This is a genomic window from Nocardia sp. CY41 (assembly GCF_009829325.1).
In the GTDB taxonomy this organism is placed as follows: domain Bacteria; phylum Actinomycetota; class Actinomycetes; order Mycobacteriales; family Mycobacteriaceae; genus Nocardia.
Genome location: NZ_VUOS01000034.1, coordinates 36,207 through 50,812 on the forward strand (window position 1 = coordinate 36,207; position 14,606 = coordinate 50,812).

At 68.6% G+C, this 14,606-nt stretch carries 10 protein-coding genes; 5 read left to right on the plus strand and 5 right to left on the minus strand.

The genetic code is table 11. The annotated features are described in order from the left end of the window. Window positions 1-701: 701 nt before the first annotated feature. The gene (locus tag GVY64_RS31780; RefSeq protein WP_159849549.1) at window positions 702-1,148 is read right to left on the minus strand and encodes a cupin domain-containing protein; all 447 of its coding nucleotides are present in this window, start codon (window positions 1,146-1,148) and stop codon (window positions 702-704) included. A 154-nt stretch (window positions 1,149-1,302) separates the two neighbouring features. Between GVY64_RS31780 and GVY64_RS31785 the strand changes: the two genes are divergently transcribed. Beyond that, window positions 1,303-2,010 (plus strand): TetR family transcriptional regulator, encoded by a 708-nt coding sequence (locus tag GVY64_RS31785; RefSeq protein ID WP_159849551.1) that lies wholly within the window; start codon window positions 1,303-1,305, stop codon window positions 2,008-2,010. A 161-nt stretch (window positions 2,011-2,171) separates the two neighbouring features. Continuing rightward, window positions 2,172-3,875 (plus strand): metallophosphoesterase, encoded by a 1,704-nt coding sequence (locus GVY64_RS31790; RefSeq protein ID WP_159849553.1) that lies wholly within the window; start codon window positions 2,172-2,174, stop codon window positions 3,873-3,875. A gap of 6 nt (window positions 3,876-3,881) precedes the next feature. On the opposite strand, the gene GVY64_RS31795 is transcribed toward GVY64_RS31790, so the two are convergent. Beyond that, window positions 3,882-4,217, minus strand: coding sequence for a TfoX/Sxy family protein (locus GVY64_RS31795; RefSeq protein ID WP_159849555.1), 336 nt, complete (start codon window positions 4,215-4,217; stop codon window positions 3,882-3,884). A 490-nt stretch (window positions 4,218-4,707) separates the two neighbouring features. Between GVY64_RS31795 and GVY64_RS31800 the strand changes: the two genes are divergently transcribed. Next, window positions 4,708-6,906, plus strand: a complete 2,199-nt coding sequence (locus GVY64_RS31800; RefSeq protein WP_159849557.1) for a hypothetical protein — start codon at window positions 4,708-4,710, stop codon at window positions 6,904-6,906. Between the two features lie 56 nt (window positions 6,907-6,962). Here the strand turns inward: GVY64_RS31800 and GVY64_RS31805 are convergent, their stop codons facing one another. Continuing rightward, window positions 6,963-7,937 (minus strand): alpha/beta hydrolase, encoded by a 975-nt coding sequence (locus GVY64_RS31805; protein ID WP_159849559.1) that lies wholly within the window; start codon window positions 7,935-7,937, stop codon window positions 6,963-6,965. A 428-nt stretch (window positions 7,938-8,365) separates the two neighbouring features. Continuing rightward, complete coding sequence (locus tag GVY64_RS31810; protein WP_159849561.1) at window positions 8,366-9,277, minus strand: NAD-dependent epimerase/dehydratase family protein; 912 nt, start codon at window positions 9,275-9,277, stop codon at window positions 8,366-8,368. 141 nt (window positions 9,278-9,418) lie between these two features. Between GVY64_RS31810 and GVY64_RS31815 the strand changes: the two genes are divergently transcribed. Further along, the gene (locus tag GVY64_RS31815; RefSeq protein WP_159849563.1) at window positions 9,419-10,426 is read left to right on the plus strand and encodes a GlxA family transcriptional regulator; all 1,008 of its coding nucleotides are present in this window, start codon (window positions 9,419-9,421) and stop codon (window positions 10,424-10,426) included. Between the two features lie 36 nt (window positions 10,427-10,462). On the opposite strand, the gene GVY64_RS31820 is transcribed toward GVY64_RS31815, so the two are convergent. Then, window positions 10,463-13,333 carry a TIR domain-containing protein gene (locus GVY64_RS31820; protein WP_159849565.1) on the minus strand — a complete coding sequence of 957 codons (2,871 nt, stop codon included), beginning with the start codon at window positions 13,331-13,333 and terminating at the stop codon, window positions 10,463-10,465. A 459-nt stretch (window positions 13,334-13,792) separates the two neighbouring features. On the opposite strand from GVY64_RS31820, the gene GVY64_RS31825 reads away from it, so the two are divergent. Then, complete coding sequence (locus GVY64_RS31825; RefSeq protein WP_201298246.1) at window positions 13,793-14,569, plus strand: SDR family oxidoreductase; 777 nt, start codon at window positions 13,793-13,795, stop codon at window positions 14,567-14,569. The last annotated feature ends 37 nt before the right edge of the window (window positions 14,570-14,606 follow it).

Below are 14,606 nucleotides of genomic sequence, written 5' to 3' on the forward strand. Positions count from 1 at the left end.
TGCACCGGGAATCGGGCGCTGCGGACGATCACCACACAGCTTGCTACGCCACCCGCGGCCGTCGAGTCCGCACACACCGACCCGGAGACAGCGTCGCCGAATCGTGCTCCTTTGTTCCCACGGCGCGAACGTACGCGCCCCGGGCCGCCATCGTCGCCGGTCCCTCCCCGAACGGCCACCGTCACCGGTCTCTCCCCGAACGGCCACCGTCACCGGTCCCTCTCCGGGCGGCCACCGTCACCGGTCCATCCCCGGGCCGCCATCGTCGCCGGTCCCTCTCCGGGCGGCCACCGTCACCAGTCCGTCCCCGGGCCGCCACCGTCACCGGTCCGCCGCAGGGCCGCCACCGTCGCCGGTCCCTCTCCGGGCGGCCACCATCACCAGTCCCTCCCCGGGCCGCCACCGTCACCGGTCCGCCGCAGGGCCGCCACCGTCGCCGGTCCCTCTCCGGGCGGCCACCATCACCAGTCCCTCCCCGGGCGACCACCATCACCAGTCCCTCCCCGGGCGACCACCATCACCAGTCCCTCCCCGGGCGACCACCGTCACCGGTCCGTCGCGGGGCATCGTCGTCTACCCGACCAGGCGATCGGGACAACCGCTTATCCGGCCGATCGGATACCTCCGGGAACCGCCGGAACGCCGAGTCCGACCGCTCGGCGTAACCGACCGAGGATTCGCGCGATCGAGGGAGGGGCTCGCTACGCGCAGGGTGGGGCGGGGGCGTCGATGAACAGCGGCTCGCCGGCGGGTGGGGCGTAGACGACGTCGAGGACGAGTGGTTCGGCGCCGAGGTTCAGGCCGACGTGGACGTTCCATTCGCCCGCGGGCTCGTAGATGAACTCGCCGGTGCGGTAGACCGGAGCGTCGCAGTCGGGGCCGGGATGGGTCAGCGTGCCCGATCGGATGAAGCCGAAGACGGGGCCGACGTGGTAATGCCAACCGGTGGAACCACCGGGACCGATCGTGATCTCGCGGACGACCAGATCCGTCCCCGCGACGAAGGGCACCAACCCCGCGGGAATCCGGGCCTGCCCGAGGGTGACGGCGGTGATGTCGCTGCCGGGCGTCGCGTCGGCGGGAGCCGCGCTCACCAGCGCGCCGGCGAGCACGACCGGCGCCACGGCGACGCGGAGAAAGAGCGTCATCCCCGCAGCTTAGCCACGGGCGTGCCGCACCGGAACCTCGTTGCACCGAACCGGCCGTTGACGGCCTCCGGTGACGGTCGCGCCGGCGCGCACCGGCAGCCACACGCGGTCGTGGCGAGTATCCGCGATCGGATCGCTGGATTACCGTACGTACGTGGCCCGGACAGACGAAGGAGATTCGGCGGCGAAGATCATCGACGTCGTCCTGTCGATGCTCGAGTCCGAGGGTTACGACGCCGTCCAGTTGCGGGCCGTCGCCCGGGACGCGCACGTCTCCCTCGCCACGGTCTACAAGCGGTATCCCACCCGGGACGACCTGCTGCTCGCCGCGGTGGAGCGATGGATGGCGACCAATACCTACGCCACTCCCGCGCGGCCGATCGAAGGCGAGCCGCTGACCGATGGCCTGATGCGTCTGCTGCGGTACGTGTTCGAACCGTGGGAACGGCATCCCCGGATGCTCGAGGCCTACTATCGCGCGCGATCCAGTCCCGGCGGCCGGCGACTGGACGCCCAAGGCTTCGACGCCGTGCTGCCCGCCGCGAGCGCGCTGCTGGCCGGCGCCGATCCCGCCTACATCGCCGATATCGCGCTCGTGCTGACCAACATGATCTATGCGCTGATCGGCCGCTTCACCAACGCCGACCTCGACATCGCCGAGATCCTGCCCGCGCTCGAACGGACGGTGCGCAGGCTGACCGCGAACAACGAACCGCTGGCAGCCGCCGCCGAATGCCAGCCGACGGGCACGCCGAGTTTCCCTTGGGGCGCTTCACTCATGTCCCCGTTCTCCCCCGGTCCGCCCTCGGCGGGGAATCGGTCGCCGAATCCCTCGGCCGCGACGGATCGGTCACCTGAGTAACGCGCCCTGCTTCGCGAAATACGTTCAGCCATCGCCTATTTCCCACATTTCCGACAAATGCCCCGAATCGTAGATGCCGAAATAGACTGTTCACGGGGTATTCCCGCCCCCGGTGCGGTGTCGAGTTGCTCCGTGCGCCAGGCCACGACAGCATCTGCGGTATGCCGTCCACACCGCTGAATCCAGCAGGCGACATTCCGGACACCGGAATTCCCGGCCAGCTCGCTGCCCACATGACCATGACCGAGCAGCACGAATGGCACCGTGCCTACCTGCGCCGCCGTCCGGTGTCGCGGCGCAACATCTTGCGCGGCGCGGCGGCGGCCGCAGCGGTGGCCGCGGTCGGCGCCACACCGTTCGGCGGGCGAGCCTACGCCGACGACGCCCAGCTCGCGGTGGGCGGCCGGCGCGTGGCCTTCGGTCAGGACGCGGCCAGCCAGTTGCGTTTCGCGGCACAGCTGTCGCGGCGTCCGGCAGGCGCCACGGTGTACCTCGACCACGGACCGACACCGGCCCTCGGCGCGACGGTCGAAGCCGAGGTGCGCAACCTGCTGACCCAATTGCCCACGGCCGACGGCGGTGTGCTCGCGGCCGAACAGTTCTACGCCCACGCCCCGGTGGACGGGCTACCCGGCCGGGTTCCGCACTTCTACCGCTGGCGGACCTCCGACGGATTCGTCGGCGACATCCGCGCCGCCGCGCCCGCGATGCCCAGCGCACGACCGGCGGTTCTTCCGTTCCGCTTCACCATGATGGGCGACCAGGGCACCGACCAGACCCCGGCGCTGCCGGAGGGCATAGCTCCCGGCGACTACGACGACAAGTACTACAAGGCCGACAACGATCCGGCCGCGCCGCACGCGAGCAACGTGTTGCGCCAGATCGCCGCGGCCCGGCCGGATTTCCACATCCTCGCAGGCGACATCGCCTACGCCGACCCTTCGGGTGCGGGCAAGCCGGGGCAGTTCGTCACGCACGGCGCGCACGCGGCGAGCGGGTTCGACAAGTACAACCCCTACGTCTGGGACGTCTACTTCAACGCGATCGAGACCAGCGCCGCGCAGACGCCGTGGATGTTCGCCACCGGCAACCACGACATGGAAGCGACCTACGGCGAGCACGGCTACGGCGGCCATCTGGCGCGGCTGGACTTCCCCGGCAACGGTCCGGCGGGTTGTCCGTCGGCGTACTCGTTCACCTACGGCAACCTCGCGGTGCTCTCCCTGGACGCCAACGACGTCTCCTACGAGATCCGCGCGAACAGCGGCTATTCCAGCGGGGCGCAGACGAGCTGGGTGGAACGCACCTTGGCGGCCTACCGCGCCGACCCCGATATCGACTTCATCGTCTGCTTCTTCCATCACTGCGCCTACTCGACCACCGAATCGCACGCCAGCGACGGCGGCGTGCGGGACGCGTGGGTGGGCTTGTTCGACCGCTACCAGGTGGATCTGGTGTTGCAGGGCCACAACCACGTCTACGAGCGCACCGATCCGCTCCGCGGCGGTCGGGTGACGAAGGTGGCGGGCGACAACTCGATCGTCTATCCGGAGACCGACGGCACCGTCTACTACACCGTGGGCGGCGGCGGACGCCCGCGCTACGAATTCCAGCCCGGGTCGCGAGAGACCTTCCGTGGCGACGAGTTGCCCGACACCTCGGTGCCGAACAGCTACGTCTGGACGCCGGGCGGCGGCAAGCAGGACGAAGCCGCGCCGTGGTCGCGGGTCCGGTTCCGCAACTACTCGTTCCTGCGCGTCGACGTGCGTCCGGGCGTGTTCGCCAGCGAGATGGACGTGGTCGCGGTGGACGAGTACGGCCGCGAATTCGACCGCGTGCTCTTCCGGCGGCAGGTCCGCCCCTGAGCGGGATCAGTTCTTGTTCTTCTTCGGCGGGAGGGTCCGAGCGTAGGCGACGCCGCGCTCGACCCATTCCCGCAGCACCCCGTCGTCGTCGACGGCGGTGACCCGCAGCCAGCCGGCCATCTCACGCCCGCCCATGACCATGGGCTGCACGGCGTCACCGAGCAGCCGCTCCCCCTCGTCGGGGTCGACTCGCACCAGCAGACCACCCTGTCCACTGGCGGCCACCGCCATATTGCCGCGGATCAAGAAGGCGAGACCGCCGAACATCTTCCGCTCGGTGAACTCGGGCCCGGGTGGGATCAGTTCCCGGATTCGCTCGGCCAACTCCTCGTCGTATGCCATAGCGGCATTGTTCACCCGGTGTACGACAAGCCGGGTGATCCGCGATCGAGAGCGGGCCGCGTGTCCCTTTCCGACACCCGCCGGGGCGGAGGCGGTCGAGCAGCCACACCCCGATGAGACGGCATGCCCTCGTCCGGTGACCTCGCATACGAAACACACTGAACCACAGTGAGTTTGCTGAGCATCACAGGTAGCGGGTGGAGGTACTTACGTACACTCCCGAGCCGTTTGGATGTCATTGGACGTTCAAGCGGATGTTTCCGTACCTGTCTGTAATACAGGCGTGAGACGGGGCGGGCAGTGCCATCGGCGGTCGCGCGCAACCCGTTTCGGAATTCGCAGTCGACTGCGCCCCCAAGACGGGACGAAGGACGCTTCCGTGCACATCCCAGCGGTGCGACCACGCACTGTCCGCCCGGGTTCATCCCGGCGGAGATCGTTTCCAGCTCTCGATATCCGCTCCGCCGCCGCGCGCGCATTCCGCGGTGATGTGCCGCACCGGTGGCCGCGTTCCGGATCAGGCGCTTGGCGGCGGCGGGTCATCTGGATCGCCCTCACCTTCTTCGCGCTGTTCGTCTTCCCCGGCTTCGTCGGTGCGCTGGCCACCGCCCAGGACGCGGCGGGCGCCACGTCGGGCACGTCCGGGATCGACGGGCTCAGCTGGATGAACATCCACGACTCGTCGGGGATCGCGCTGTCGGACTACCGCTTCGCGACCGGCGACGAAAGCTTGTTCAAGCCGCGCGCCACCATCTTGTGGGCGGTCCTGGGCTTCGAATTCATCGGCTACATAGCCATCGTGACGACGGCGATCTGGTTGATCGGTTACGCGTTGAGCTTCCGGTGGCTGGACATGTTCAGCTCGGCGCTGCACGGTGTCGCCGACGCGTTGACCGCACAGATCGCGACCCCGATCATGCTGGTCACCGCGGCGACCATCGGCGCGTTCTTCGTCGGATGGTTCATGGTCCGCGGCTACCACGCGAAGGCCACCATGCAGGTGGTGACGATGGTGGGCGTGGCGTTGCTCGGCCCGCTGTTCCTGGCCGAGCCGTTGGCGGACGTGCTGTCCTCCCACGGGTTGCTGGCCCAGGGCCGCGACCTCGGCATCTCGGTGGCAGCCGGCCTGAACGGGAACTCCCACCCGAATCCCACCCAGTTGGTGGCGACGATGCAGAGCGATCTGGCCGACAATTTCGCCCGGCAACCGCTGCAGGTCTGGAATTTCGGGCACACGGTGGACCAGCGGCCCGCCTGCCGGTCGGCGTGGTCGGCGGGCGTGGCGGCAGGTGACGACAACCGGGTGATCAACGGCTTGAAGTCGTGCGGAGACGCCGCCGCGCACGCGAAGGCGGAGAACCCTTCCATGGGGCAGGTCGCCACCGGGCTCATGCTGCTGACCTGCGGCGGCATCCTGCTGGCTTTCGCGATGTATCTCGGACTGAAGGTCATCAAGGCGGCACTGGACACGATCTATCACGGGTTCATGTCGATATTCGGCTTCGCCGCGGGCGGATTCGTCTACGGCCCCACACAGACGTTCTTGGTGCGCAATGTCGTCGACAGTTTCGTCGCGGCGGCGCGAATGACGGCCTACACCATATTCCTCGGGGTGTATGTGCTGTTCATGGGCAACCTTTTCGCGCAGGCTCGCGGCCAGGTCATGGCGGTGATCATCATCGCGGGCACGGTCGAGATCGTCGCCATATTCCAGCTCAAACGCCTCAGCAGCGGCCTCAGCCGCGGCAACGACTGGATCGCCAACCGATTCGGACTCGCGATCCAGGGCAGCGGCAAGTCCGCTGGCGGCAGCGGCACCGCTCTCGGCATGAGCGGTGGTGGCGGGAAGTCCGGGCCGGGGATGGGTTTGGTGAACACGCTCACCACGCTGAACGCCATCAACGCCTCGCCGGTGACGGCTTGGCTCGCGGGCGGCCGGGTCAATCCGTTGAACCCGCTGGCCAGCACCCGAAGGAGAATCGAGCGCTCCACCAGGAGAATCCTGGCCAGTCGCGAAGAGGGATACATCGAGCACCAACTGTCCCGCACGAACTGGCGTGGCGTGGCGGTCGACGCGGCTACGGCGGTGGGCGGCATACACACCCAACTGGGTGTCACCCGCGCCCTGAAAGTACTGCGCGACAACAAAGTTCCCGATTCCCGGATCCATTCCGTGCTGCTCTCCTCCGGCGCCACCAACGAGCGGGTCACCAACGCGTTCACGGCGTACTCGGTCCAGGAATCGACGGCATCGCAGAATCCGTACAGCTTCGCACCGTTGCAGAAGGCGATCGCGGCGGCGTGGGCGGTCGACAACCACGTCGGCCACGAGGCGCACGAAGCCTTCGCCGCTCAGGCGGTCATCGCGGCGGACAGTTTCGTCCGGCACAGCAACGCGCCCGCGCCCGGGGCCGACATCGATCAAGCGTTCGTGCGGCGGGTCGAGCAGAACTGGCATTCGGACCGGGCGCTGCGCGCGGCGATCACACCGGACGAGTGGGACAACGCGGGCCGCGACACCCGATGGGCGATCGGTCACCGCGTCGCGACCATGCACCAGCAGGCGGCCCGGGATTACTACGAGAATCCGAACGATATGACAAGAGAAGCACTGATGCGATCGGCCAGACGCGTCGCGAACCTCGATCACCTCGATCCCGAGGGTGGACTCGACCCCTGGAATCCGTAGCGAACCGCATCCGCCGGTGACCGGGACGGCCCAGCCATGCCGCCGGGCCGCCCCGGTCAGACGCCCAGCGCGCCGGCGAACAGCGGCCAGGACTCGTGCACGTCGTCCTGCCAATACATCCAGGCGTGCGTGCCCGCGGGGCGGAGATTCGCCGTGAACGGGATGCCGAGAGCGCTCAACCGGTCCACGAAGGCGCGGGTGCAGCCGTTGATCACCGTCTCCATGGCCCCGCCGACCAGCAGCCGATCCACCAGCCGGGCGGGATTGCCGTCGATGCTCGGATCCGTGAGCGCCTCGTGGGCTCCCGGCGCACCGGTGCCCGCCGAGATGTAGAGCGCCACACCGCGCAGCCGGTCGGCTTGCACCATGGGGTCGTTCGCCGCCCAGAGCGGGTCGCCCGGCGGACCCCACATATTGGCCGGGTCCGCGCCGAACACGCCCAGTTGCGCTCGCACCATCGCCTGACCCATCGGGTCGCTGGTGCGCGGGCACCCGCTGTAGGCGCCGACCGCCCGATACAGGCCCGGCGCGCTGATCGCGAGATTCAACGCGGAGGTCGCCGACATCGACAGGCCCGCCACGGCGTTGCGGCCGTTCATGCCGAATCTGGCCCCGAGCACCGGCGGCAGCTCCCTGGTCAGGAACGTGGTCCACTTGACGCGACCGAGCGCGGGATCGTCACGCAGCCAATCGGTGTAGTAGCTGGCGCGCCCGCTCAGCGGCACGATCACGTTGACCGGTTTGTCGGCGAAGAAGGCCGCGACGTCGGTGCGCCGCGTCCACGGCCCGCCGTCCTCGCCGCCGTCCACGGCGTTGAGCAGGTACAGCGCGGGAGCGCCCGCACCCGGATGCGACATCCACAGTGTGATGGGGCGGTCCATCGCCGCCGAGTGGACCACGACTTCGAACTCCCGCCCGCCCAGCGGGCGCACGTCGAGGATGCTCGCGCCGGGGTCGGCGGTGGTCGTGGCCGGGACGAAGGCGGCGCACACCGCGAGAAGGGGAACCAGGCATCGCAGGAGCCGGTACATGGAACGAGTTTCTACCACGCCCTGCTCGGCGCTTCCGGCATTCGGCAGGCGTGTTCCCTATCGACATGAAATAGCTGGTCACCGACGATTCACAGCGACAGTGTCGAATCGTGCATACGAGGGCAATCAACCAGCTATCGATTCGGATGGGCCGGTGCGTCCGCAGATCCGGGCAACTCACCTCGGATGCTCGTCCGGGAGAGCCTGCACCTGCCGCCTATCTGCCGGTCACGCATCTGCGCGCGAAGCCCGAACCGAGCGGGCACCTGCACTCCGCAAGCCACGGCGACATGACCGTCTCCGAGGCACGACGGGCGGGGCGACGCTGCGATACGGGACGGAAGCGATGACGTGGAGGCGCGCCGGATATCCGAGCCCGGTGCGCCGAATCGCGGCCGACGACTCCGCGCACCTGCCGCGCATCCCGGTCAGGCCGCGCGCACGACCTGCGCGAACACCTCGTCCGGATCGGACGCCTTCAGACCGAAGGTGTCGCGGACCGCCGAGTCGTCGACTGTGAAAGGCGCGTGCGACATGTGGTAGGTCTCGAACAACTCGGCCCAGAAGGGATCGGTGAGGCCGAGCAACGTCAGCTCCCGCTCGCTCATGACCGCCAGCCGCGGCTCGGGCGCCCCGGCGGCCGCGGCGAACCGTCCTGCCAGCTCCCGCACGGTGGCGGTGATGACAGGGGCGTGCCAGGGGCGGCCCCACGAGCGCTCGTCGCGGGCGGCGACGACCGCTGCCGCCGCCGCGTCACCGACCGCGGTGTACGCGTGCGGCAGGTCGAGTTCCTGCGGCAGCAGCGCCAACTGCCCGGACCATATCTTCGGCTGTGCGATGAGGGAGAACAGGGAGATCGCGCCAGGCCCGATGAATTGCGAGGCCCTGACCTCGGTGACGCGCACTCGTCCCGCCCGGTGCGCTTCCTCGGCTTCTCGCCACATTCTCGCTCGCACAAGACCTTTCGGCCCGGTGGCGGCGAGCGGCGACTGCTCGGTGACCGGACCGTCGGCCGGACCGTAGCCGTACAGATTGCCCAGCATCACCAAGTTCGCGCCGGTCCGCTCGGCGACGGAGCGGATGGAACCGAATAGCGGCGGAATGGTCTCCGGCCAGGTGTGATACGCGGGCATGGCCATGTTGAACAAGGTTTCGGCACCCTCGGCCACGGCGGTCAGCGCGGCCGTATCCAGCGCGTCCAGTGCGATTCGCTCGATGTTCGGGTGCTCGGGCCCCGCGCCACTGCGGCTCACCACGCGCACCCGGTCGCCGGACCCGGCGAGTAGCTCCGCGGTGGCCGAAGCGGTGGCGCCACGTCCGACGATGACCTGCGTAGGCATGCGATTTCTCCTCTGCGACAACGAAATACAACGACCGGCGGGCACACTCCGCGCCATTCGCCGATCGCGTGCCATCGAGCCTGCCGTGGCGCGGCCGGGTAGGCTACTGGCCGGACTGCCAACTATCCCAAGGATCAGGCCATGCATACTGTCGCCGTCGTCGCGGTTCCTCCGGTGAAAGCTTTCGACCTGGCCATGCCGGAAACGGTGCTCGGCGCGGCCATCGTGGACGGCGAACCCGGTTATCGCATCCTGGTGTGCACCGCCGTGCCCGGCGTCCTGCCCGCGGGGCTGGGCGGTTTCGATGTGGTCGTCTCCCGGGGACTCGACGCGATCGAGGAGGCGGACATCGTGATCGTGCCGAGCACCGGCAGCCGCGCCGACGCCGACGCCGCCACGCTGGCCGCCCTGCGTCGCGCGATGGCCGCGGGCAAGCGCGTCACCTCGATCTGCAGCGGGGCCTTCGTCCTGGCGCAGGCGGGTCTACTGGCCGGCCGCACCGCGACCACGCACTGGGGCCTGGCCGACGAACTGGCGGCCAACCATCCGGACGTATCGGTCCGCAGCGACGCGTTGTTCATCGAGGACGGCCCGATCACCACGGCTGCGGGCGCGGCGGCCGGAATAGACCTGTGCCTGCATCTGATTCGCGCCGACTACGGCGCGACGGTGGCGAACGCCGCGGCCCGCACCGCCGTCGTCACTCCGGTGCGGCCCGGCGGGCAGGCGCAGTTCGTGGACGCGCCCCTGCCCGCCGAGAACGGCATGACGCTCGCCGAGACCCGCGCCTGGGCGCTGCGACGACTGGACACACCGCTGTCGCTGGACGACCTGGCCGCCCACGCGCGCATCAGCGTTCGCACTCTGACCCGCCGCTTCCACGAGGAGACCGGGCTCAGCCCGCAGAAATGGCTGCTGCACCAACGCCTGCAACGCGCCAGGGAACTGCTGGAATCCACCACGCTGCCGATGGACCAGGTCGCCAGGCACAGCGGCATCGGCTCGGCGGAATCGTTGCGCCAGCACATGATCCGGCATGTCGGGGTGCCACCGAGCAGCTACCGCGCGTCGTTCACGCGTTCGCCCGCAGGCCCGGGCCGCGACGAAAGGGCGGTCGGCGCAGGAGGACCGACCACCGATCGCCGGTGAAGCAGCCGCCACGCCCGTGGGCAAGTCGAACGCGAACTACGGACAGCGGGCTTGTGCGGGACGCGCAACCCCCATCAGTGCGTTCCATTCGGCGTCGGTGAGATCGGTACCGGCGTGCTCGCAGGCGGTCCGAATCAGGCCGTCCGGTGAGATGTCGCGTTCGATCAACGTTCCATCCGCGCCGCCGGAGAATGCGGGACCGGGATTGACCGTCACGAGGTACCGTCCGTCAGCGGACACGGCGACCGCAGATTCGACGTGCCAGACGGCATCCGGTTCCAGCTCTCCGAGATTCGTGCCGTCGGCGGCGAAGAGAGTCAATCGGCCTGTCGCGCCTTTCGCGACGACCACGGTCGCGTCCGCGGCGGCGGCGATCTGCGGGTTCGCGGTCCCATCGCCGCGGAAGACGATCGTCCGCTCACGAGTCGAGCCGGTCCGATCCCATAGCTCGATGCTGTCCTTGCGCTGGATCAGCAGATGCCGCCCGGCGAACTCGATTGCCTGCACGTCCTTGCCGTCGATGTCGTGCGTGATCTCCTGTCGCGACAAGTCGTAGACCGATATGTCGTCGGCATCGCGCATGACCAAGAATTCTCCGGCCGCATCGATCCGCGCTTCCGAGATATTGTCGGTGTCGACCGCACCGCCCAGCGGGATGAATTCCGTCTCGACACCACCGGTGGCCAGGTCGTGCAGGAACACCCTTCCTCTGTCGTCGAAAGACACGGCGGTTCCGGATGCGGACAACACGCCGGCCGCTCGGACGGTGTGCGAGGGTGGTGGCGACGACAGCACCGCCACCTCGAATGGCGTCTGCACCGACGGCCGGTGGGCAGAGACGCGACGGTCGTAGCCGGATACCGGATTCGCGGCGAGCACCAGCATGCCGCCGTCCGCGCGCCAGGAGAGAATTCCGGACAAGCCCGGTATGGAGAATTGACGGGACGAGTCCGGCCGGAGCTGCTGGATGATCACGACGTCGCTGTTCAGCGCCGAACTTCCCGGGTCCTTGGCCTGGCCTGTGATGGCCGCGGTGCGTCCGTCCGGGGACAGGGACAAGCTGGGCGGACAACGATTGCATCCCTTGACGATCGGCACCGGGACGGATTTCGCCAGCCGGTCGCGCTGCGCGAGATCCCACAGGGTGATCAGTCGCCCGGACGCCGAAACCAGTTGTGTCTCAGAGGTCCCGAGGAAACGCAGTAGCTTCCGGCCGAAGTCGACAGCGGCACCGGTGATCAGGGGTGGCGGCTGTGGAGGTGTTATCTCGCCGGTCACGGGCGCAACGTATAACCCGGCGTCAGCGCTGGGTACCGCCGCCGTGCGCGCCGAGCGGCTGAGCACGGCGGGAGCCGACCGGCTGGGCATGACGACACCTACATATCCGGGCTCCGGGCGGCCCGCGTCCGGCGTCGGACGCGGCCGGAGAACCGGCACCGGAATACCGGGCAAGACCGCGCACGTGAACGACGACCCGTCGGCCGACAATTCTCCGACATCTTGGCCGGTGCCACAGGCGTTGTCGGTGTCGAGGGGGGAAAGATCTACGACGGCGCCGTCGCGCAGCGAGATCTGTCGCACGCTGCCGTTGGTGTCGAGGAGACGCAAGGTAGCGCCATCGGTGAACACCATGCTCGTCAGTGCCCGTTCGGTCGGATGTGACGCGAGAACCCGCCCAGCGGCGATATCGATGAGGTCGACCGCCCCTGGGGTGCCTGCCGCCGCCGTGGTATCGCGGCGATGAACCGCACCCACCTTCCCGGATTCGGATATGGCGACAAGATCGACCTTCGTCGCGTCGGGCACGTCGAGGTCCGGACGACCGGAGTTTCCACCCCACAATGCGATCGAGTCGCCGTCCGTGGCGAGGACGGTCCGGCCGTCCGCTGCGACGGCCAGTGACCGGATCTCACCGGGCAAACGCCCGACCGAAGTCGTCGCCGGATCACCGGGCGCCCAGGTCACGACTTGCCCGTCGGCGAGCCCGGCAACGACGGCTCGACCGTCGGCGCTGCTCTGCAGAGCGGTGACGTCCGCGGGCGTCGCAACGTAACGAGCGACTTTCGAACCGGCCAGATTCGCGCGGAGCAGAGCGGCATGGTGACGTGCGCTCGGGTCGAGACGGTACGCCGCGACGGCCAGAAGCAGGGCCGCGCGGACATCCGTGGCCATCCTCGTGTCCGAGACGGAAGCCATGAGCCGCGCCGTGGCGATCCTGGCTTCCTCCTCGGCGCGATTGCTCTGCACCAAGGCGATGAACGCTGCGACCAGCGCGGCGACCAACAGCATGGCCAATGCGCCGACGGCGACATTCGCCACACGCAAGTTTCGCTTGGTCTGCTGATAGCCCTCGGATTTGACGTCGGCCTCGGAGACGCCGCGAATCACCGCGGCGATACCCACCGCGATGGCGTCGATGTCCGGCCGGGGCACGCCATCGTTGTCCTCGCGCCATTTGATCGTTTTGTATACGGGTTCGGACGCGAAAACCCCGAACAGGCGAGGCGGTAGCGCGGTGGAGCGCGCGCGGTCCCAATCCCCGGCTCCCTCGTCCCAGACCAGGGACCCGGCACTGAGAACCAGCAGTATCGTCTCGGGAGACCGATGCGCCAGCCACCACTCGATTTCGCGGTCCACCCATATGGAGCCGGCCGCCTCGGGCGAAGCCACCACGACGAGCCACTTCGAACGCGACAGGCCTGCGACGATCTTGTCCCGGAGTTCCGGCCCGATCGAGACACCGCTGTAGTCGAGGAAGATGCGCAGGTGCGGAAAGCGGTACCACGGCCGTGGCAGTTTTTCGATCGCGTTCTGGACCAGCGGAAGCACCGCCCGGTCCCGGTCGCCGCTGTAGGACAGGAACGCGCCGTACCCGGTGTCCGCACGTGTGGTACGACGCCTCGGCACCACACTCACAATCGTGCCTCGCGTCCTACTGCGTTCGCGCCTGCCGTCGCGCCGCCGAGATGTCGCAGAGCACGCCGATGAACACGAGAACTCGACCCGCCCGCACCCTCGCGACCTAACACCTCCCGCGTCGCCATACCCTTCGACGCGTCCGGTACCGACGTTCCGAAGTTCATCGCCGCCCGCCATTGCGAACCGGCTTGCACACCTCCGACCGGCATCAGGCCCTCCTCGCCGACTGCCGAGGTTCCGGCACTCCGATTCAACCATCGCGCCTGCGTTCCGTACCGGAAACAGAAGAATATGTCCCGCAAATGATTTCGGGTGTGACGACCACCGCGACACTTCCGGCGACACATCGGCGAATCTTCGCCGGGTCGGTCGGACGATCGCTGTGCGACTCGCCACTGTGACGACGGGTTTTCGTATACCGGACGGATTCATCGGTAGAAGTTGTCCATGACCAAGATTCTCGTCACGGGCGGAACCGGTGCGCTGGGCAGGCTCGTGGTCGACCGGCTGCGCGAAGCGGGCGATGACGTACGAGTGCTGTCCCGTCGCCCAGGGGCGGGCACGCATGTGGGCGACCTGCGCACGGGCACGGGTCTGGCGGAGGCCGTGGCGGACGCCGACGTCATCGTGCACGCGGCCACGGATACCCGCCGGATGGGCGGCTCGGACCTCGCCCAGACCGAGAGCCTGCTGCGGCACGCGCGCGGCGTCCGGCACCTGCTGTACGTGTCGATCGTCGGGATCGACCGCATCCCGTTCCGGTACTACCGCAACAAGCTGGCCTGCGAACGAGCTGTCACCGACAGCGGTGTGCCGCACACCGTTCTGCGCGCGACCCAATTCCACGAACTGATCGCGGCGGTGCTGCAGACCGTCGAGAAATGGCCGGTGGCGCCGCTGCCGCAGGACTTCCGTTTCCAGCCGGTCGCCGCCGCCGATGTGGCGCGGCGGATCGCCGCGTTGGCCGAGGGCGAGCCGCTCGGCCGGGCTCCCGACTTCGGGGGCCCGGAAGTGCGGACGATGGCGCAGTTGGCGCAGGTCTGGCAAGCCACCAGGCAACGCCCCCGCCGGATCGTCCCGCTGCCGGTGCCCGGGCGGATCGGGAGCGCGTTCCGCGCGGGACTGAACACGTGCCCGGATCATGCCGACGGCGTGCAGACGTGGTCGCAGTTCGTTGCGTCGGGGCCGGTGAATCCCTATGCGGGCGACAGAAAGCGTCGATGATCGCAGATCCGCGACAGGACCGACTCTGCACCGAATC